14 protein-coding genes, 1 tRNA gene and 1 pseudogene are annotated in these 19,000 nt (G+C 67.0%); 8 read left to right on the forward strand and 8 right to left on the reverse strand.

Translation table 11 applies throughout. The annotated features are described in order from the left end of the window. Nucleotides 1-35: 35 nt before the first annotated feature. From RPX00_RS21350 to RPX00_RS21375, 6 genes are all read right to left on the reverse strand, one after another. Nucleotides 36-1,406, reverse strand: coding sequence for an ATP-grasp domain-containing protein (locus tag RPX00_RS21350; RefSeq protein ID WP_406641803.1), 1,371 nt, complete (start codon nt 1,404-1,406; stop codon nt 36-38). A gap of 70 nt (nt 1,407-1,476) precedes the next feature. Further along, on the reverse strand, nt 1,477-2,211 hold the full coding sequence (locus RPX00_RS21355; protein WP_406641805.1) for a beta-ketoacyl-ACP reductase: 735 nt from the start codon (nt 2,209-2,211) through the stop codon (nt 1,477-1,479). Then, nucleotides 2,208-3,278, reverse strand: coding sequence for a beta-ketoacyl synthase N-terminal-like domain-containing protein (locus tag RPX00_RS21360; protein ID WP_406641806.1), 1,071 nt, complete (start codon nt 3,276-3,278; stop codon nt 2,208-2,210). Before RPX00_RS21360 ends, RPX00_RS21355 begins: the two co-directional genes overlap by 4 nt. After that, nucleotides 3,275-4,522 (reverse strand): beta-ketoacyl-[acyl-carrier-protein] synthase family protein, encoded by a 1,248-nt coding sequence (locus RPX00_RS21365; protein ID WP_406641808.1) that lies wholly within the window; start codon nt 4,520-4,522, stop codon nt 3,275-3,277. Before RPX00_RS21365 ends, RPX00_RS21360 begins: the two co-directional genes overlap by 4 nt. Before the next feature lie 5 nt (nt 4,523-4,527). Continuing rightward, nucleotides 4,528-4,779: an acyl carrier protein gene (locus RPX00_RS21370; protein WP_406641810.1), complete on the reverse strand. Its 252-nt coding sequence runs from the start codon at nt 4,777-4,779 to the stop codon at nt 4,528-4,530. A 167-nt stretch (nt 4,780-4,946) separates the two neighbouring features. Continuing rightward, nucleotides 4,947-5,699, reverse strand: a complete 753-nt coding sequence (locus RPX00_RS21375) for a BTAD domain-containing putative transcriptional regulator (protein ID WP_406641812.1) — start codon at nt 5,697-5,699, stop codon at nt 4,947-4,949. Nucleotides 5,700-7,221: 1,522 nt separating this feature from the next. Between RPX00_RS21375 and RPX00_RS21380 the strand changes: the two genes are divergently transcribed. Both RPX00_RS21380 and RPX00_RS21385 read left to right on the forward strand, forming a co-directional pair. Then, on the forward strand, nt 7,222-7,608 hold the full coding sequence (locus RPX00_RS21380) for a hypothetical protein (protein ID WP_406641813.1): 387 nt from the start codon (nt 7,222-7,224) through the stop codon (nt 7,606-7,608). A gap of 253 nt (nt 7,609-7,861) precedes the next feature. Next, on the forward strand, nt 7,862-8,125 hold the full coding sequence (locus RPX00_RS21385) for a hypothetical protein (protein ID WP_406641815.1): 264 nt from the start codon (nt 7,862-7,864) through the stop codon (nt 8,123-8,125). A gap of 1,380 nt (nt 8,126-9,505) precedes the next feature. Here the strand turns inward: RPX00_RS21385 and RPX00_RS21390 are convergent. Next, nucleotides 9,506-9,578: transfer RNA gene (locus RPX00_RS21390), tRNA-Ala, on the reverse strand. A gap of 321 nt (nt 9,579-9,899) precedes the next feature. Here RPX00_RS21390 and RPX00_RS21395 point away from each other — a divergent pair. The 3 genes and pseudogenes from RPX00_RS21395 (at nt 9,900) to RPX00_RS21405 (ending at nt 15,180) form a co-directional block, all read left to right on the forward strand. Further along, a pseudogene (locus RPX00_RS21395) lies at nt 9,900-11,995 on the forward strand (coagulation factor 5/8 type domain-containing protein). Between the two features lie 108 nt (nt 11,996-12,103). Continuing rightward, nucleotides 12,104-13,756 carry an FAD-dependent oxidoreductase gene (locus RPX00_RS21400; protein WP_406641817.1) on the forward strand — a complete coding sequence of 551 codons (1,653 nt, stop codon included), beginning with the start codon at nt 12,104-12,106 and terminating at the stop codon, nt 13,754-13,756. Beyond that, nucleotides 13,753-15,180: an ATP-binding protein gene (locus RPX00_RS21405; RefSeq protein WP_406641819.1), complete on the forward strand. Its 1,428-nt coding sequence runs from the start codon at nt 13,753-13,755 to the stop codon at nt 15,178-15,180. The genes RPX00_RS21400 and RPX00_RS21405 overlap by 4 nt, the downstream gene beginning before the upstream one ends. Here the strand turns inward: RPX00_RS21405 and RPX00_RS21410 are convergent. Further along, entirely contained in the window at nt 15,107-16,789 is a 1,683-nt protein-coding gene (locus RPX00_RS21410; protein ID WP_406641821.1) for a hypothetical protein, read from the reverse strand. The genes RPX00_RS21405 and RPX00_RS21410 overlap by 74 nt on opposite strands. Before the next feature lie 223 nt (nt 16,790-17,012). On the opposite strand from RPX00_RS21410, the gene RPX00_RS21415 reads away from it, so the two are divergent. From RPX00_RS21415 to RPX00_RS21425, 3 genes are read left to right on the forward strand one after another with little or no spacing between them, the layout of a single operon-like run. Beyond that, the gene (locus RPX00_RS21415; protein ID WP_406641823.1) at nt 17,013-17,636 is read left to right on the forward strand and encodes a pentapeptide repeat-containing protein; all 624 of its coding nucleotides are present in this window, start codon (nt 17,013-17,015) and stop codon (nt 17,634-17,636) included. 47 nt (nt 17,637-17,683) lie between these two features. Beyond that, nucleotides 17,684-18,283, forward strand: a complete 600-nt coding sequence (locus RPX00_RS21420) for a sulfite oxidase-like oxidoreductase (RefSeq protein ID WP_406641826.1) — start codon at nt 17,684-17,686, stop codon at nt 18,281-18,283. Continuing rightward, nucleotides 18,253-18,996, forward strand: a complete 744-nt coding sequence (locus RPX00_RS21425) for a ferredoxin reductase (protein WP_406641827.1) — start codon at nt 18,253-18,255, stop codon at nt 18,994-18,996. Before RPX00_RS21420 ends, RPX00_RS21425 begins: the two co-directional genes overlap by 31 nt. Nucleotides 18,997-19,000: the final 4 nt, after the last annotated feature.

The raw sequence follows: 19,000 nt of genomic DNA on the forward strand, positions 1-19,000 counted from the left end.
ACTTCCTCATTCTTCGGCTGGGCGGAAACGGGTGCTCAGTCCTGCTGCAGGACGGCCAGCGCGCGTTCGACCCGCGCGTCGATCCGGTCGACCTCGGCGGCCGACTCCCCGATGAGCACGCCGTAGAGGCGGCCGGCGAACGGCGCTCCGCCGGCGGTCTGCGCACCGGCGTTGACGGTGGCGAAGTTGTTCACCAGCAGGCCGCTGCCGGAACCGTCGAACAGCAGGCCGCCGAGCACGTCGCGGAAGCGGTCGAAGCCGACGCTGGCGCCGAGCCGCAGCGAGTAGTGCCGGGCCATCGCGGTCTCGCCCGCGGTGACGAAGCGTTCCTGCACCGGCACCTGATAGGTGGACATGTTGTTGCGGGCGTTGATCTCCAGCACCGGGAAGATGCCGCCGTCCGGCTCGACGATCGCGTCCACGCCGACGACGCCGTAGTAGCCGTCGGCGGCCAGCTGCCCGCCGAGCGCCTGCGCCGCGGACCGGATGTTCTCGAGCTGCGCCTCGTCCAGCCGAGGCGGAATCCGGTGTCCTTTGTGGACGCCGTGCTCGGTGATCAGCTCCTTGACGAAGTCGAAGCGCACCGAACCGTCCCGGCTCACGGTGAACTGGTAGTTGAGGTCGGCGCGCTTGTCGACCCACTCCTCGACGACGAACGCGATCCGCTCCCGGCCCCTGCGCCGCGCGGCGGCGGAGATCATCCGGCGCAACCGGTCGAGCCTGCGTTCGTCGGAGACCACCGAGATTCCCTTGCCGGACACCCCGAACGCCTCTTTGACGACGACCCGCCGCCCGGTCGCGAGCACCGCAGCGGCCTCGGTGACGGCCTCGTCGAGCAGTTCGAGCGTGTCGCAGGCCCAGCCGTTCGGCTGCCGCAACCCGAGCTGGGCCGCGATGCGCCGGCTGTAGATCTTGCTGTTCACCGCCTTGCACCGGGCGGCGTCCGGGGCGGCCAGCGGCAACCCCGTCGCAGTGGACAGCTCTTCCTCCACCGCGGAGACGCCGTGCGCGAGCAGATGCGCTTCGTCGGTGCGCAAGGCGGAAAGCTCGGCGATCAGCCACGGATCGTGCAGGGCGTCCTGGCTGACCGTGCGCGCCGGGTCCGGGTCCGCGATGACGTGGATTTGCGGCAGGTCGAGGCCGAGCCCTTCCAGATAGCCGCGGTACCCGGGGTCCGGCGCGTGCTTGAGCACCACGTGATCCCGTTTCCCGCCCAGCAGCAACGCGAACTCGTCCATGCTGTTGACGACCGCCGTGCCGCCCGGGGCGGACACCCTGGGCAGTCCCTGCTCGCCGACCGCCCACTGCTCCTCGACCTCGAAGTTGCCGAGGAACACCAGCGGGCGCTCGGCCGTGCCCAGTACCGCGGTCTTGAGCCGCGGGATGAAACCGTTGTCGGCGCTCATGACGTCCTTTCGCCAGCGCACGGATAGGACGCGGCCCGCGCTTGCCCGCGCGGCCGCGATGAAGGACCGGCTAGACGACGAAGCCGCCGTCCACCTCGAAAACGCTGCCGGTGATGTAGGAGGCGCGTTCGGAAACCAGGAAGGACACCAGGTCCGCGACCTCGTCCGGCCTGCCGAACCGGCGCAGCGGGACGTTCCGCAGCATCTTCTCGCGCGTCGCTTCGCTCAGCTTGCCGAGCATGTCGGTCTCGATCAGGCCGGGCGCGACGGAGTTGACCCGCACCCCGTACCGGCCGACTTCCTTGGCCAGCGCCTTCGTGAAGCCCAGCACCCCGCTCTTGGCCGCGGAGTAGTTGGTCTGCGTCGGATTGCCGTGCACGCCGGACACCGAGGAAAGCGTCACCACGCTTCCGGTGCGGCGCTTGATCATCCGGAACACGGCGGGACGGCACGCGTGGAAGACGCCGTCGAGATTCGTGCGCAGGACACTCGACCAGTCCGGTTCGGACATCAGCGCGAGCGAGCCGTCCCGGGTGATCCCGGCCGAGGTGACCAGCGCTTCCGGCGGGCCGAACCCGTCGGCCGTGCGCTCCACCCACGCCGTGACCGCTTCGCCGTCGGCGACGTCGACCTGGCTGGCCTCGACCCGGACACCCAGGTCGAGGACTTCCTTGACGAGGACGTCCGCCGCGGTTTGGTTGCTGTGGTAGCAAAAGGCGACGTCGAACCCGTCCTGAGCCAGCCGGAGCACGACGGCCCGGCCGATCCCTCGCGAGCCGCCGGTGACGAGCGCGGTTCTGCTCATCTCTCACCGCCGAGCCGCAGCAGCGCACCGGCCACCGAACCGTCGTCGTCGCAGGCAGTCACCACGATGTGGTCCTGCTCGCCGCGGTCGGCCCCGTCGGCGAGGCTGAGCACCGAAGCCAGACCGAAGAGCGAGGTCGCCGCCGAGGTATCGCCGATGAGATCCACCGGAGGCACCCGATCGGTCACCTCGTCGCCGAACAACCGCCGGAGCGTCGCGTCCTCGGGCCAGCCAGTGGGGAAACGGCTGCCGACCGCCGCCCACACCCGTTCCGCCCCGATGCCAGACCGGTTCAACAGCGAGGACACCAAGGCGTGCAGGGTCCCGGCGAGATCGCCGTCGAGGCAGATCCGCGAGTCGATACCGGTCAACGTCGCCAGCACGCTGCGCGGGTCAGCCGAGTCCGCGGGTTCAAGTAGGAACATGGCACAGCCTTCGCCGAGCGTCGCCGGACCGCCGCGCCGATGGTGTTCCATCCAGGACCGGGCGTCGGAATTTTCCTCGGCGGCCCCGCACAGCACCTGCGCGGCGCGTCCGGTCATCAACAGCCGGCGCGCGTAGTTCAAGGCCTGCAAACCAGTGGTGCGCCCGGCGGCGATCGTCGCGTTGGGACCCTTGAGCCCGTGCCAGATCGCCGCCTGCCCGGCCGCGCAGTTCATCACGGTGCCGGGAACGGCCGCGGGCTCGACGTGGTCGGGCTGCTCGCCGGTGATCGACGCGCGGGTCAGGTCCATCATGCTCTGCGCGCTGCCGGTCGTGGTGCCGAGCACGAAACCGATGTGCTCGCGATCGCCTTCCGGAGCGAGCTTCATGTCGGCGAGCAGCTGCTGCGCGGCCGCCACGGTAAGCCCGCTGACCCGGTTCATCGCCCGGGTTTTCTTGCGGCCGAACAGTTCCCGCACGTCGAAGCCGGGCACGACGGCCGCCGGATCGCCCGGCCCGCCGGGTTCGAGGGCGGGCTCGCGCCGGGAACGGACGCCGCCGGCGAACGCTTCCCGGCCGTAGCCGAAGGGGGAGATGGCGGTCCAGGCCGAGATGACCGGACGGCGCCGGGCGGGCGCGGTCATCGCACGGCCTCCTCTCGGGGCTGCCGCTCGTACCGGCCGAGCAGGACCACGGCGTTGTTGCCGCCGAAGGCCCAGCCGTTGTTCTGCACGATGTCGAGTTCGGCGTCGACGGATTCGTTGGGCACGCAGTCCACCGGGCAGTCCGGGTCGGTGTCGCGGTGGTTGATGGTGGGCGGGATGAACTGCTCGGTGAGCGCGATCGAACAGCCGATCGCGGCCAGCGCGCTCGCCGCGCCCATCGAGTGCCCCAGCATGGATTTCATCGAAACGGTGCGCGGCGGCTTCGGCCCGAAAAGGTCCCGGATGGCCGCGGACTCGGTCATGTCGTTGGCTTTGGTCCCGGTGCCGTGCGCGGAGATCAGGTCGATCTCGTCCGGCTTCACCCCGGCGTCGGCCAGCGCGAGTTCCATGCAGCGCGCGATCCCGGCCTGGTGCGGAGCCACCGGATGGTGCGCGTCGCAGGACATGCCGTACCCCAGCACTTCCGCGTAGATCCGGGCACCGCGGGCGAGCGCTGAGTCGAGGCTCTCCAGAAGCAGGATGCCCGCGCCTTCGCCGGTGAGGATGCCCATCCGGTTGCGGTCGAACGGACGGCAGCAGTCCGGGGCGATGCTGCGCAACCGGTAGAACGCTGTGAAGGTCTTGCGGCACAACGCGTCCGCGCCGCCGCAGAGAGCGAACTCGGCGTCCCCGCACCGGATTGCGTCGAGCGAGTTGCCGATGGCGTAGTTGCCCGCGGAACAGGCCGTCGCGATCGTCGCGGTCTCGACGTCGGTCAGTTCCAGCTCGCGCGCGATCGACGTGGCGAGCCTGCCCGCGGAGATCCGGCGCACCACTCCCGGGTCGAGGCCGGGCAGCCCGGCGGAAAGCTCCTGCGCGACTAGGCGATCGAGTTCGTGCGCCTCGCCGTCGGTGCTGCCCACCGAGACGAGCGTGCGCGCGCCGCGCAGGGTTTCCAGCGGCAGCCCCGAATCCTCGACCGCGAGCCGGGCGGCCGCGGTGGAAAACCGGCTGGCCCGGCCGAGGTCGGCGGGGTCGAGCGTGCGGATCCACCGGGCCGGCTCGAACCCGGTGACCTCGCAGCCGTTGTCGTGGGCGAACCCGGTGGTGTCGAACACCGAGATCGGCCGGACCTCGCTGCGCCCGGCGCGCAGTGCGGAGGTGAACTCCCGGACCCCGATGCCGATGCTGGACACGACCCCGCATCCGGTGATGACCACCCGGCGGCCGATGCTCGTCGACATGGTCTCTACCAGCTCGCGGATTCCGACACGACCTCGTACACCGCGCGCAGGTTGGTCATCCTGGCGAACTGCGCCTGGTCGATCGTGACGCCGAACTTCTTCTCCAGCGCGGCGAGCACGTCCATCAGCGACAGCGAATCGGCCTCGTGGTCGTCGGCGAAATCGCTGGTTTCGGTCAGCTCCGCGTCCTCGAGTTCGAGGTGGGTGCAGACGATCTCGCGGATCTGCTGCATGCGTTCGGAGACGGCTGTGGTCATGGGGGACTCCCGATCGTCAGGGACCGTTTCTGGGGATCGGCCCGAAACTAGCGGCGAGCGGTGACACCCTTCTGACAGCTTCCTGACGCGGCGGGCCTGTCGGCGCGGTGTCAGCAGACAGTCATCGGGCGCTGCCATGCTGACGCGGTGGAAGAGACCCCGGCGGATCAGTCGAGAACCTGGTCCTGCATGAGAATCGACTGGTACAGCCTGCGCAGCCCCGGCCCCGGCTCCAGCCCGAGTTCCGCGCTGAGCCACTGGCGCGTGCTGTGGAAGACCGACACCGCGTCGCCCTGCCTGCCGTCGCGGTAAAGCGAGATCATCAGGTACTCGCTGAGCCGTTCGCGGGCGGGGTTCTCCGCGACGAGCTGCTTCAGGTCGTGGGAAAGACCGTGGTGCTCCCCGACCTTCAGGCGCGCGGAGATCAGGTCCTCCTGCACGGTCAGCCGATGCTCGTTGAGCTGTTCGGCGGCCATCCGGCAGCGGGAGCAATCGGCCACGTCGAGCAGCGCCGGCCCGCGCCAGAGCCGCAGCGCCTGCTCGAACACCGCGATGGCGCCCCGCGGATCCGGCCCGAGCAACGCGGTCCCACGCGCGGCGAGCGCGGAGAACCGGTGCGCGTCCACCGCCTCGGCGGGCACGGTCATCAGATAACCGCTGCTGACCGTGCGGACCACCTCGCGCTCGCCGGTCACGGTGAACACCAGCTTCCGCAGCCGGGCGATGTTGGCCTGCAACGCGTTTCGCACGTTGGAGACCGGTTTGTCCGCCCACAGCTCGTCGGCGAGCGTGTCCAGCGACAACGGAACCCCCGGCGACAAGGCCAGCAGGGCGAGCACCGTCCGCACCTTTCTGGAAGCGACCCCGTGCCCTCGGCCGGCTTGCCGAAGCGTCACCGATCCCAATAGCTCAATTTCCATCTCTACCCCTGAGGAAAAATAGCCCGTCTCAAGTGACCCCACGCACCGAGCTGTCGGCCGAGCCGAGCATGTCAGACGTTGAAAAGACGGTCTACCTCCGATTGGGGTAATGAACTGGCGGCATCCACGACAGTTTCCCGCCCCAATAGGAAGGACGTTCCCGATTTGTCGCCCCAGACCTCCCGAAGGTAGTGCTGGCACCCGGTGCGGCAGTGGTGGTACCTCCACCAGGAGACCGTTCTGCGGCGAAAACCTTGTCGTACTCGCCGGTACGGTGTTGAATCAATTATCGCCGCCCGCCCGGCCCTCCCGTTTCCGGTATGCGGCGAGTGCAATTTGCAGTTCCGGGCAATATCTTTGCCTGTTGCCGCCAAACCGGCGAATGGTTATTTATTAGCGGGCTCGCGACGGAGGGTGTTTCTGTTGTTCCCGTGGGTCGCCGGACTCCCGGCGACTGAGACGGAAACTGTCTTTGCGTCAGCGTGCAATCCGCCGCCTCGGCTATCCGAGTCGTAACAGCGGCATTTTGCGAACTTCGGTACTTTCGGCGGGCGAGGATCCCGCCGAGCGAGATAAGGACCAGTGGCGGCAGAGGTACGGCATGAACGAGCCGAGCCCGTACCCGGAAGCACGGATCTTGGAGAGATACACCGTCGCGACGCCGAACGACCAGATCGCGACGACGCAGAGCAAAGCTGCCTCCGTCGCCCAACAGCACCAGCATCGCGAGAAGGCTCAGCAAGCATGGTGCCCCCGGAGCAGCTCAACACCCGGCGGCGGCCGTACCTCCGCCCGAGGCCCGGCTGCCTGACGAGGCCGGCTCCGCCACCACGCCCCCCGGCTACCGCCACGACACCGCTGGCCGGCACCTGCCCGCCTCGGCACACAGCGCCAGCACCGGCCACACCCGACACACCGTCGACCGGACCACACGACGCGACGCCACCCGGGGACTCGGCCGCGACCGTCCTGTACGGCCACACCGGAGACGGAGACCCGGCCGATCGGGCACTCGGCACAGACCAGCGAGTCCTGCCCCGAAGCCTGCCGCTGCCCGGCGTCGTCCTGGCGACACTGACCTACACCAGCGGGGCCGCCACTCCCAAGCACGACCACATCAACATCCGCGGCGACATGGTCTTCTCCACCGACGGCACCGGAACAAGCAGGAAGCCTCTACAGCTACGCCCCCCGGAACACGCCGGCCGCTGCTTCTGAGACGCGTACATCGGCGAAGCGACCGGCACCTGGGAACTAGCCGCAGTGGTCGTCGTCGGAGTGGCCGCATTGTGGTCGGCGAAACATCCGCCGCGACTAGGCAGCGGACGCCCCACAGCCAACACCGGTCCGCGAGCCCGCGTGAGCGACACCAACGAGGCGTTGCATCCGCGTACGATGCGCATGGCCGCGCCGCGGAAGCCCAAGATTCCCGTCCAAGAAGGCAACCAACGGCAGAGGGCGTAACCGGTACCGCGGGGCTCGCAGATACGAAGTATCTTTCGATTGCTTGGATGGTTTGACGGTGGAAGAAGAACCGCGGTACGTGGACGGCGGCGACGCTGTTGCCGGTCCTGACGCCAGCAGGTGGACGTTCGTCACAGGCTGGCTCGAGCCCGACGAAGTCCGAAGCATCGCCAAAGCCGGTGCGGTGCTAGCCGTCAACGAATGTTCCGGATGGCGATGGGATGTCTCCCTTGACGACGAAGCAATGAAGCAGGTCGTCACAAGCGAGACGTCGCATAAACTTGCCAAGGGAAAGCACCCGAAAAGCGTGATATTCGCGCCCACACTATGGCGCAGAGTCGGGGGCACGGATGCTCTCATAGTGCTGGCCGAGGAAGCCCCGAACAGGAGGAAGGTCATCGAAGAGCGGCGAGAGCCGTACAAGTTCCCATTCGATGATCAGTGACAGCCGATCCCTTCGCTAGCTGAGTGGGTCAATATCTTCGCCCATCGAGATGCCGTAGGCGATATGCGCGGGCGACGACTGCCGGACAACCGCGCATATCGCCTCGAAGGCGTCCGCGTAACGGCCTTGGCCGGAGCAAAGGCGCTCGATGGCAGACAAGGCTCGACCCGATCTGTTCGACTGCCCCCGTCGTTAGTCGTGCTGGCTGGCGTTCTGCTCTAGCTGCAGTTCGCGTTTGCGTTGCGGTTCCTTCATGACTTCGACCTTTTCGGCGTACCTCACGAGAGCGGTCTGGCCATGCGCCACCCGCGCCGCTCATCGCCTTGGCAGCCGTCTCATTCATGATCCGGCCGAACAGACGTACCAACGCCGCGGCCCGTCCTATCCCGACGTACTGACCTTTCTGCATGAATCCGATGACGGTCGCGAACCGTGGTTCGACCTGGCCGACCATGAGATTGCAACATCGGCCGACGATGTCTGCCAGCAGCTGGCCGCGCGTCCGCACGACCGGTGAGCCCGCACGCACCGGACTGCCCCGTCGCAGCTCTGTTGACCCACCAACAACGGATTTCACACCACGAACGCACCTCACACGAACTGTTGCGCGGGGTCGGCCGAGCCGAGTTCGCACTGCGTCACCTCACCGTCGCTCGCCATTGGCACCGAATATCTGCCGCCCACGGTTCGACACCGGCTCCGCAGCAACTTCACCGCCGGCACGGTCGCGGCCCACGCAATCAGACTCGCGTCGCGATCGAAGAAACGCCACGGATTTGATACTGATCTTGATGACATCGACGTGAGACAGCTTGAAAATCTACAAGTTACTCAATATCGAAATGTCGTGCGTCGTGAGACGCTGCACACGCATGGGCGGCGATGCGTTCTCTTCGGCAGTGCTTCTGTGTTCAGTGCTCCTCGGAATTCCGTGCGAAGCCATGAACCGCCAGGAGCCCAGGCCGGTTGCTCCCTCCTGAAAGCCGGGAGAGTCTGCGCGGGCACGAGCCGTTCTGCAACAACGACATCTCGACAGCCGCGCAGGCGTCGCCGCATCGACGATTGCTCGCGCAGGATTAGGCCTGTGGACAGGTGTCAGATTGTCCACAGATTCCCGTAGCCCCTTGGCTAGTCCCAATCCGTGTCAACAGCCAGTCGGAATTCCCTGCGGACGGCCAGCTCGATTCCCCGCAGGCGGCCAGTTGCACGAGTCAGTAGTCGCAGCAGGTTCGTCGGCCGGCGCGGTCGCGCTAGTCCTGCCGCGAGGTTGATCGCGCCTCCGACCGCCAGCTCGGCACCTTGAACGGAGCGGCGCGGTGACACGGCATTCGTCAGTCACCACAGTCGTCGCGGCTCGTCAGTCTTCTGCCGACGAGCGGACGTCCGTCGCGGGCGAGTTAGACGCATCTGTACATGCGGCAGCGACGCCGGATCGGGTAAACGCAGCCCAAAATTTTCGAGAGGCTACTAGGCATCCGTGGAGAGGCCGATCTGCCCGGCTCATGGTCTTTAACGACCGCCGCATCCTTCAGTTGCCGGATTGCTGCCGTCTATGAACAGGGCGCTCCAGGCCACGCTGGTGACAACGGGCTGACGCCAATGCACGCTGCGGCGCAGGCGTAACGAGTTGGCGGACGCAAGGCCCCTGTCTTACGGCTGGTCTGCCCGCCGCGCGAGCAAGCAGCGCAGCGGGCCCCAACTCGTCGCATGCCGAAGAACTTTCGGGGCAACCACTCAATCGGTGACATGTCCTGGAGCAGAACTTGCGCCCGATCCGAAACGGGATCCAGCTACTGAACGGTAGCTGAAGTTCGCGACTCCAAATCTCAAGATTTGGCGGCATGAAAAAACCGCCCTGCCTGGACCATTGGACCCGGCGGGCGGTGTTTCGTCACTGTGGAGCTAAGGGGACTCGAACCCCTGACCCCCTCACTGCCAGTGAGGTGCGCTACCAGCTGCGCCATAGCCCCGAAGCAGAGGTGAACTCCGCATCTCGTATGGACATACAGTACACCCCGCCTCCGAGGCCCTCCGGCAGGGGGTCGGTTATGCGCCGCGGCCGTGCTCGGAGCCCGCTTTGCCCCTGCTGAACCGGCCTAGTCGGCTGCGGTCGAGGGCGCGTCAGTGCAGGTCCACTGCCTTTCCTGACTTTCTTTCAGGTTTTCGTTGAGTGCCAGTGTGCCCGGGGTTACATTCCACCGCAGGTGCGCCGCCCGCCCGGCCCCGCCACGCGGCGGGCTACATCCCGACGGTTGTCGCCCAAGTGGTCCCGTCCCGATGAGGAGGTGGCGATGAGTTCCCCGACACGGAGAGTCGCTGCCCTGTCATCGCCCCCTCAGCTAGCTGGTGACCTTCGGTCCACCGGCCCCGCCTTGCTGGCCCACTCGTACACCCGCACCGGAACAAACGCGCACGATTGGCACTTCCAGCTCACCCACGAGAGCGATGCGGAGACGACCACCCGCAACGCGCGACTTCCCATACCGGAGAGCAATGACGTCCCGGGCCCCCGCCTCGCCGCACTGCCCCCTCGACCGCCGTTCACCGAGCCTGACCCGCGATGGCCAGCGAATCCGTCCGCCTCGGTTGTCGATCTTGGCCACAGCCACAACGCTGAAACGTGCCCGGCCGAACCGACCGCCGACCGCACGAAGCAGCAGCGGTATGGCCATCATGACGCCACCGCCGAGTCGTTCACACTGACCTCCGTGGGTGGCACTACTTCTCCGCCGCCGGGGCAAGTGGACCTGGGGCCGAACGTCGTCGTTTTCGATCCGTCGATGCCGAGTGCGAGCATCCAGCGCACGTTGGACTCGATCTTCGCGGAGCAGGAGAAGAACCAGTTCGGCAGTCAGCGCTACGCGGTGCTGTTCAAGCCGGGCACGTACTCTAACGACGTCAACGTCGGCTTCTACACCCAGATCCTCGGGCTGGGCAGCACGCCCGACGACGTGACGATCAACGGTGCGGTACACGTCGAGGCAGACTGGTTCCCCCGAACAACGCGACCCAGAACTTCTGGCGCGGCGCGGAAAACCTGTCGGTGAGCCCAACCAACGGCGCGGATCAGTGGGCCGTTTCGCAGGCGAGCCCGTACCGGCGGATGCACGTCCGCGGGGACCTCCGCCTCGACCACGGCGGCGGCTGGTCGAGCGGCGGATGGATCTCGGACACGAAGATCGACGGACAGGTCCGCTCCGGATCGCAGCAACAGTGGATCTCGCGTGACTCGCAGTTCGGCAGCTGGAACGGATCCACTTGGAACATGGTGTTCGTCGGCGTGGCCGGCGCGCCCGCCAGCACCTTCCCGGACCCGCCGTACACGACGGTCGACCAGACCCCGATCGTGCGCGAGAAGCCGTGCCTCCAGGTCGATGAGTCCGGGCACTACCTGGTGTTCGTGCCCGCATTGCGAACCAGCACGTCCGGGGTCACCTGGGAACACGGTGCCGCCCCAGGCACTTCGCTGCCGATCGACCAGTTCTTCATCGCGAAACCCGGCGCTGCCGCGGCCGACATGAACGCGGCGCTGGCAGCGGGCGAAAACCTCCTGATCACCCCAGGCGTGTATCACCTGGACGAGCCGCTGCACGTGACCCGACCGGACACCGTGGTCCTCGGCCTCGGCATCGCAACCCTGGTGCCGGACGGCGGGATCGCCGCGATGACTGTCGACGACGTGGACGGCGTGAAGATCGCCGGCCTGCTGATCGACGCCGGAACCACCTCGTCGTCGGCGCTCATGCAGATCGGTGATCCCGGCTCGGACGCAGACCATTCGGCGAACCCGACCTCGCTGCACGACGTGTTCTTCCGCGTCGGCGGTGCCACCGTCGGCAAAGCACACACAAGCCTCGTCATCAACAGCAACGACGTGATCGGCGACCACCTGTGGCTCTGGCGAGCCGACCACGGAGGCGACGACAGCAACGTCGGCTGGAACTCCAACACCGCCGACACCGGCCTGGTGGTGAACGGCGACGACGTGACCGTCTACGGATTGTTCGTCGAACACTTCCAGAAGACGCAGGTCGCCTGGAACGGAAACGGCGGAAGTACCTACTTCTTCCAGAACGAGATGCCCTACGACGTCCCTGACCAGGACGGCTGGATGAACGGCGCGACGGCGGGCTACGCCGCCTACCAAGTCGCCTTGGACGTGACAAGTCACGAAGCCTGGGGCTTGGGCAGCTACTGCTTCTTCAGCACGAACCCCTCGGTGGCCTGCTCGCACGCATTCGCCGCCCCGGCTGCCCCAGACGTGCGGTTCCACAGCATGGTGACGGTTTCGCTCAACCACCAGGGAACGATCACTCACGTGATCAACGATGTCGGCGCGACGACCCCAGCCGACACGAAGCCGGTCAACTTGGCGAGCTACCCGTAGCCGCCACCTGAACAACCGGTGTCCGCCGCGGTGGCGGCCGCGACGGGCACCGGTCCCTGGTTCTGTTGCTTGCGACGACGGCTGGCGAGACACCGTAGGCTGTGCCGTGTGAGCCAGCCGATCCTGATGACCGTCGACGACGACCCCGCCGTTTCGCGGTCGGTGGCGCGTGACCTGCGTCGCCGTTACGGCAAGGACTACCGCGTCATCCGCGCCGACTCGGGTGCCGACGCCCTCGACGCACTTCGCGAGATCAAGCTGCGCGGCGACGCCGTCGCGGCGATCCTCGCCGACTACCGCATGCCGCACATGGACGGCATCGTCTTCCTGGAGAAGGCGATGGATCTCTTCCCCAACGCCCGGCGCGCGCTGCTGACGGCCTACGCCGACACCGACGCCGCTATCCAGGCCATCAACGTGGTCGATGTCGACCACTACCTGCTCAAGCCCTGGGACCCGCCCGAGGAGAAGCTGTACCCCGTCATCGACTCTCTCGTCGAGACCTGGCTCGCCGTCGGCGACCGGCCGGTCGAGGAGACAAAGCTGATCGGGCACCGGTACTCGGCCCCGTCGTTCCGGATGCGCGACTTCCTCGCTCGCAACGCGGTCCCGTACCGGTGGTATTCGGTCGACGACGAAGAAGCCGGCCGCATCCTTCAGGCAGCCGGCGCGTGCGAGACCGATATCCCGGTCGTGGTGACGCCGGACGGAACGGTGCTGAAACAGCCATCGGGAAGCGAGATCGCCGACGCGGTGGGCCTGTCTACCCAGCCCGCACAAGACTTCTACGACCTGGTGGTGATCGGCGGCGGCCCGGCCGGACTCGGTGCCGCGGTGTACGGCGCTTCCGAGGGACTGCGGACGGTGCTGGTCGAGCGCAAGGCAACCGGCGGCCAGGCCGGAACCAGCTCCCGGATCGAGAACTACCTGGGCTTCCCCGACGGAGTGTCTGGCGCACAGCTGACGGATCGGGCCCGCCGCCAGGCGCAGAAGTTCGGAGCCGAAGTGCTGACGGCGCGCGACGTCGTGGGCCTGGAAGCGCGCGGATCGAGCCGGGTGGTGACCTTCGGCGACGGATCCGAGATCGCGGCGCACTCCGTGATCCTCTCCAGTGGAGTCAACTACCGTGCGCTTGACGCCGAAGGAATCGCGGAGCTGACCGGCCGGGGCGTCTACTACGGATCCGCGGCCACGGAAGCGCCCGAGTGCTCGAACGACCACGTGTACATCGTCGGCGGCGCGAACTCCGCAGGACAGGCCGCGGTCTTCTTCGCTCAGCACGCCGCCAACGTCACGCTGCTGGTTCGCGGCGCGTCGTTGGAAGCATCGATGTCCCACTACCTCATCGAACAGATCGCGGCGATCGAGAACGTCCACGTCCGCACGCACACCACGGTGGTCCAAGCGCACGGGGACGATCACCTCGAGTCCATCACGGTCTGCAAGAACGGCGTGACCGAGAAGCTGGACACCGAGCACCTCTTCATCTTCATCGGAGCCGCGCCGCGCACGGAGTGGCTGGGGAAGAACGTCCTGAGGGACTCCCACGGATTCGTCCGGACCGGCCCAGACCTCGTGGAAGACGGACGCAGGCCACCGGGATGGACTCTGGACCGCGATCCGCACTACCTGGAGTCGTCAGTACCCGGCGTGTTCGTGGCCGGAGACGTGCGCTCGCAGTCGGTGAAACGCGTGGCGTCCGCCGTCGGCGAGGGTGCGATGGCCGTGACCCTGGTCCACCGCTACTTGGAGGAACAGTGACTCAGCCCGCATTGCCGCGCGAGGAACTGCGCGGCCTGTTCTTGTTCGAACATCTCTCCGACGCGCAGCTCGATTGGATCGAGCAGAACGCGGTGCGCGAGGAGTTCAAAGCTGACTCCGTGGTGATCCGCGAGGGCGATCCGGCGACCTGCTTCTACGTCCTGCTCAACGGCGCGCTGCGGATGACCCGCGTGGTGGCCGGCGCCGAGGTCGAGATGAAGCGATCAGACCAGCGCGGTTCCTATTGCGGCGCAACGCAGTTCCTGGCCTATCAGGACAGCGAGGCCACCTACGGCGCGACCATCTACGCGGTCAGCGACCTGACTTTCCTCACGCTTCCCGCCGCGGAGTTCGCCGTCGAATTCCGGCAGTGGTTCCCGATGGCAGCGCACCTGCTGGAGGGGATGTATCTCGGCTGGCGCAACACCGACGCACTGGTGTCCTCTCGCCGCAGGCTCGTCGCCCTAGGCGAACTGTCCGCCGGGCTCATGCACGAACTCAACAACCCGGCCGCGGCCGCGGTGCGAGCCACTGCCGCGTTGCGCGAACGGGTCGCCGGCATGCGGCACAAGCTCGCGATCCTGGCGAAGAAAGACATCGACCCAGACCTGCTCGAGTTGCTGCTCGACGTGCAGGAACGCCTGGTGAAGCAGGTCGGCGACGCGCCCAAGCTCTCCGCGATGCAGCAGGCCGACCGCGAGGACGAGATCGGCGACTGGTTCGACGACCACGGCATCGACCAGGGCTGGGACCTCGCCAGCATCTTGGTCGCCGCCGGGCTCACCCCGGAGAATCTCGACCACGTTCTCGAGTCGGTGGGCGAAGGACTGCTCGACGGTGCGATCCGCTGGCTCGCGTACGCACTCGAAACCGAGATGCTCATGGGCGAGATCGAAGACTCGACCAGCCGGGTTTCCACGCTCGTCGGCGCGGCGAAGCAGTATTCGCAGATGGATCGCGCGCCGCACCAGTTCATCGACGTCCACGAAGGACTCGACTCCACGCTGGTGATGATGTCGGGCAAGCTCGGCGAGGGAATCCGCGTGGTCAAGGAATACGACTGCTCGATCGATCGGGTTCCGGCCTACGCCGCCGAGTTGAACCAGGTGTGGACCAACATCATCGACAACGCCGTCGGAGCCATGGGCGGCGAGGGAACGCTGACCCTCCGCACCTGGCAGGTCGGCAAGCAGGTGCGCGTCGAGGTCGGCGACACCGGGCCCGGGATCCCGGAAGAGGTGCGCCAGCGCATCTTCGAGCCGTTCTTCACCACCAAGGGCGTGGGAGAAGGAACCGGTCTCGGACTGGACATCTCGTGGCGGATCGTCGTGGAGCGGCACTCGGGCGACATCAAAGTGACGTCGGTGCCGGGCGACACTCGGTTCGAGGTGTGCCTTCCGGTGGAGGAACAAGCGTCGCTCTGAACGCGCGCTTGCCCGCGAAAACCCGGCACAGGACCGGGTTCTTCGGAGAGCTTCTGCGGCGACTGTCATCGGTGTATCCCCTCGGAGCGGACTGACGGCTCGGTTCCGAGGTTAGCCGGCCGCGCCGACAGGATTTCGGGCGCTTTTCGCGTTTTCCTTGCGCGCCAACGGTTTTCGATCTTTCCCTGATCGGGTGATGATTGAGAACGGTTGTTCGAGCACTCTGGATCTCGGCAGCGCGGCATCCATTGATCGGGCCCAGAGGGGGCCCGGTGGGCGCCGCTGCCGGTTCAGGGAGGGACCGTGATCCGAATCCGGGAAGTGTCAGTGTCATTGCCGCTGTTGTCAGCCAGCTCAGCAGGTCGGGCAACGGAATCCGGGCGAGCCGCCCAGGCCATTCGTCGGCTGCGATCGTCAGTGCTAGCTCGTCTTCGCCAGGCCGAATTCCGGTCAGGCGCAGGCCTTTCGGCAGATCCGGCAGCGGAAGCACGATCGGCCGGATCCGCTTCGGCGGATGCCTCGTCCACCGTCCGATGTGGAGTGCGGCCGGAGTCAGCACTACTGCGTCGTCTTCGATGCCTGCGACGAGGGTCAAGTGCCCCCAGTGCGGATGCTTCCGCCATCGCACCCGAAACCCTTCCGCATGCGGCGTCGCGATCAGGTCCGGACGTGCGGCGGCAACCCGATCCCGCACCACGGTCCCGCTCACTTCTATCTCGAGTTCGACAGATCCGGGAATCACCGCTGGCGAAGGCAATCCTCGAAGCCGCACGTCGCTGGCGAGCACGGTTACGCGGCGCAGCGGAATGCGGTCGACAGCTGGCCGCGCAGGCATCTCGACAGCTGATTGCGCTGCCGAGCCGGCTTCGCGGCCAGTGGACTGACGCCCGGAGCCGCTTCGAGAAGTCGGTTGTTCAGATTCGGACGGTCCCGCGCATGTTGCGTCGGATTCCTCAGTGGCGTTCCGCGCTGCGGCACCTGGTACGGCTTCCGCGATTCGGCGATCGTCTTGCACCTGACCGGAATCCGACCATGCTGTGCTCTCTCGTGGACCGGTCGGGCGTGCGCCAGTTCGGTCGCCGCCGGACTGCTCGGTGCAGTCGGGCGCAAGCGGAGATGTGTCGTGCGGGCCGTCCGCCTGGCTCAGCGCATCAGCGGAAGGCGGCGTGCTCTTCCCCCCAGACGTATCGAAAGCATCCGCGGTGGTCGGCTCCTTCGTTCCGCCACGCGCGTTCGGCACTCCTGCGGCCGCTCCTCTTCGAGGCGGGCCAGCGGTGCCAGCAAGGCGGCCAGCGCCGTGCGCAACGGGGGCCGCCGAGGCATTCGGAACGGGCCAGTCGACGTCTTCCGCGACGATGCGAACGTCTCCCACCCGGCCGGTGGCCAGACGCAGCGAGTCCGCGGGGTAATCGAGTTCGGTGAGGGTCAGGCCCACCTCGTGGCCTTGCACCGTAGTCGTGAGGCGACGACCCACGAGCTGTTCGGTGACGGTTCGGGCGAGCGCGGCCGGAGTCGCGGGCACTGCGGGCAGCAGTGCCCGTCCGGCGGCGGCCAAGCCCGACAGTTCGGGCCAGGGCACCCAGGCATCGAACCATCGGCCTTCGCTCATCCGGCCATCGTATGGCGACCCTGAGGAGACCGCTCCTCGCTGTGGCGTGAGCCGCGTAGCTGAGCGGAAGGGGTTGACCACGCAAGCCGACAGACCAGCCGGAGCCGCAGCACATGCCGCGACCCGGTGATCCTGGCCACCACCAGTGCGTACTCCGTGGCGACGGCACGACGGGAGCTGTGTCCGGTGTCAAAGCGGCGGGCGGGCGAACTAGGCTCGGCGAATGCCTGAACAGGACCCGGAGCAGCCTGGCCTCGAGACTGTCGAAGACCGCATCTACCGGCGGGAAGACTGGTACGCCGAGGAGTTCACGGCCCGGCGTTTCGAACGCTGTGAGTTTCACCAGGTCGATCTCACCGAGGCAGTCACACGCGGTGTCACCTTTCTGGACTGTGTGTTCGGCAACGTGCAGTTCAACGCGTCCCGGCACACAGACTCGGCGTTCACCGGATGTGTGTTCAAGGGGTGCAACCTGTTCGACACCGAGTTCACCGGGTCCAAGCTGGTCGGCAGCCGGTTCCAGGACTGCGATCTGCGGCCGTTGCGCGTGACCGGCGGAGACTGGTCCTTCGTAGGGTTGAGCAGCGCCGATCTCCGTGGAGTCACGTTCCAGGGCGTCCGGATGCGAGAGGCGGACCTCGCCAAGGCGAACTGTTCGGGAGCGGTGTTCACGGAGGTGGATCTGTCCGGCGCGGAGCTGCAGGACATCGACATCACGCGTGCTGAGCTGCGGGGGAGCGATCTGTCGTCGCTTGACGTGACCCGCGCGTCGTTGACCGGTGCGATCGTGTCGCCAGAGCAAGCGGCGGTGCTCGTCACGTCGCTCGGACTGCACGTGCGCGGGTAGTCTCGCGCCTGAGGGCTGAGCTGTCGGGTATGTCTGGAGGGAACGCGATGGGAGTCGTGACACCAGGCTTCACCGGGCGCGCCCGCGGCGCGAATCCGCGGCTGCCGCCAGGCCAATACCTCGCCGAAGACTTCCCCGTCCTTACTGCCGGACCTACCCCGCGGGTGAGCACGGACCGATGGGAGTTCGCGGTGGTGACCGAGAGCGGCGAACGCCGCTCGTGGTCTTGGCCGGAACTGATGGCGTTGCCGAGCGAGAAGATCACGGTCGACATCCACTGTGCCACCCAATGGTCCAAACTGGACACTCGTTGGCGCGGCGTCCCCCTCGACTCGCTCGTGGGGGATCTCGACACAGCCGCTGACTACGTCATGGCGCATTCCTACGGCGGCTACACGACAAACCTGCCGCTTGCTGACCTTCTCGACGGACAAGCGTGGATCGCCTATGAGTACGGCGGCAAGCCGCTCACCCCGGAACACGGCGGACCGGCTCGGCTGCTGGTGCCACACCTGTATTTCTGGAAGTCCGCGAAGTGGGTGCGCGAACTGCGCCTCGCAACGAAGGACGATCCAGGTTTCTGGGAAGCGTCCGGCTATCACGACTACGGAGATCCATGGCGGGAACAGCGGTATCAGGGCGACTAGCGTGGCGAGTCGCCCGGCTCGCGGAGATCCGGCAGGAGACGCCGACCGCGCGCACCCTCGTCTTCGACATCCCGGGTTGGCCGGGTCATCTTGCGGGACAACACGTCGACGTCCGCCTCACTGCAGCGGACGGCTACACGGCACAGCGCAGCTACTCGCTCGCCGCGCCAGCGAACGGAGACCGCATTGAACTGACAGTCCAGCGGGTCCCCGACGGCGAGGTGTCCGAACACCTCACCGCCCCCTACGCGATCGGAGACCCCGTCGAAATCCGCGGTCCGATCGGCGGCTGGTTCGTATGGCGTCCCGCCGATGCGACGCCGGTGCTGCTGGTCGCCGGTGGAGCGGGCATCGTCCCGCTGATGGCGATGATTCGGGCTCGCCGCGAAGCAGGCAGCAAGGCATTGTTCCGGCTTGTCTATTCGCTGCGCACCCCGGCGGAGCTGTACTACGCCGAGGAACTTCGCCGACCGTACGCGGGGTTGGACGTTACTTATGTCTACACGCGAGAGCTTCCAGAAGGACGCCCCGGTATTCCGCGGCGCCTCGACGTCGCCACGTTGAACTCTGCTGCTTGGCCAGCTGAATTCGGTGCCACTACGTACATTTGCGGGCCGACTGGCTTCGTCGAGACTGCTGCGGACATCATGCTTGCGCTCGGGCGCTCGCCGCAGTCGATCAGGACCGAGCGATTCGGCCCCAGCCGGGACTGAGGCC

The sequence above is a fragment of the Amycolatopsis sp. WGS_07 genome (genome assembly GCF_045278895.1).
Lineage (GTDB): Bacteria > Actinomycetota > Actinomycetes > Mycobacteriales > Pseudonocardiaceae > Amycolatopsis.

Bases quoted from the DNA above. Each gene is read 5' to 3' on its own strand.
- RPX00_RS21360 (WP_406641806.1), bottom strand. From the start codon at position 3,278: ATGACCGCGCCCGCCCGGCGCCGTCCGGTCATCTCGGCCTGGACCGCC.
- RPX00_RS21385 (WP_406641815.1), top strand. From the start codon at position 7,862: ATGACTTCGACCTTTTCGGCGTACCTCACGAGAGCGGTCTGGCCATGC.
- RPX00_RS21420 (WP_406641826.1), top strand. From the start codon at position 17,684: ATGGGAGTCGTGACACCAGGCTTCACCGGGCGCGCCCGCGGCGCGAAT.
- RPX00_RS21370 (WP_406641810.1), bottom strand. From the start codon at position 4,779: ATGACCACAGCCGTCTCCGAACGCATGCAGCAGATCCGCGAGATCGTC.
- RPX00_RS21410 (WP_406641821.1), bottom strand. From the start codon at position 16,789: ATGAGCGAAGGCCGATGGTTCGATGCCTGGGTGCCCTGGCCCGAACTG.
- RPX00_RS21375 (WP_406641812.1), bottom strand. From the start codon at position 5,699: ATGGAAATTGAGCTATTGGGATCGGTGACGCTTCGGCAAGCCGGCCGA.
- RPX00_RS21415 (WP_406641823.1), top strand. From the start codon at position 17,013: ATGCCTGAACAGGACCCGGAGCAGCCTGGCCTCGAGACTGTCGAAGAC.
- RPX00_RS21355 (WP_406641805.1), bottom strand. From the start codon at position 2,211: ATGAGCAGAACCGCGCTCGTCACCGGCGGCTCGCGAGGGATCGGCCGG.
- RPX00_RS21365 (WP_406641808.1), bottom strand. From the start codon at position 4,522: ATGTCGACGAGCATCGGCCGCCGGGTGGTCATCACCGGATGCGGGGTC.
- RPX00_RS21425 (WP_406641827.1), top strand. From the start codon at position 18,253: ATGGCGGGAACAGCGGTATCAGGGCGACTAGCGTGGCGAGTCGCCCGG.
- RPX00_RS21350 (WP_406641803.1), bottom strand. From the start codon at position 1,406: ATGAGCGCCGACAACGGTTTCATCCCGCGGCTCAAGACCGCGGTACTG.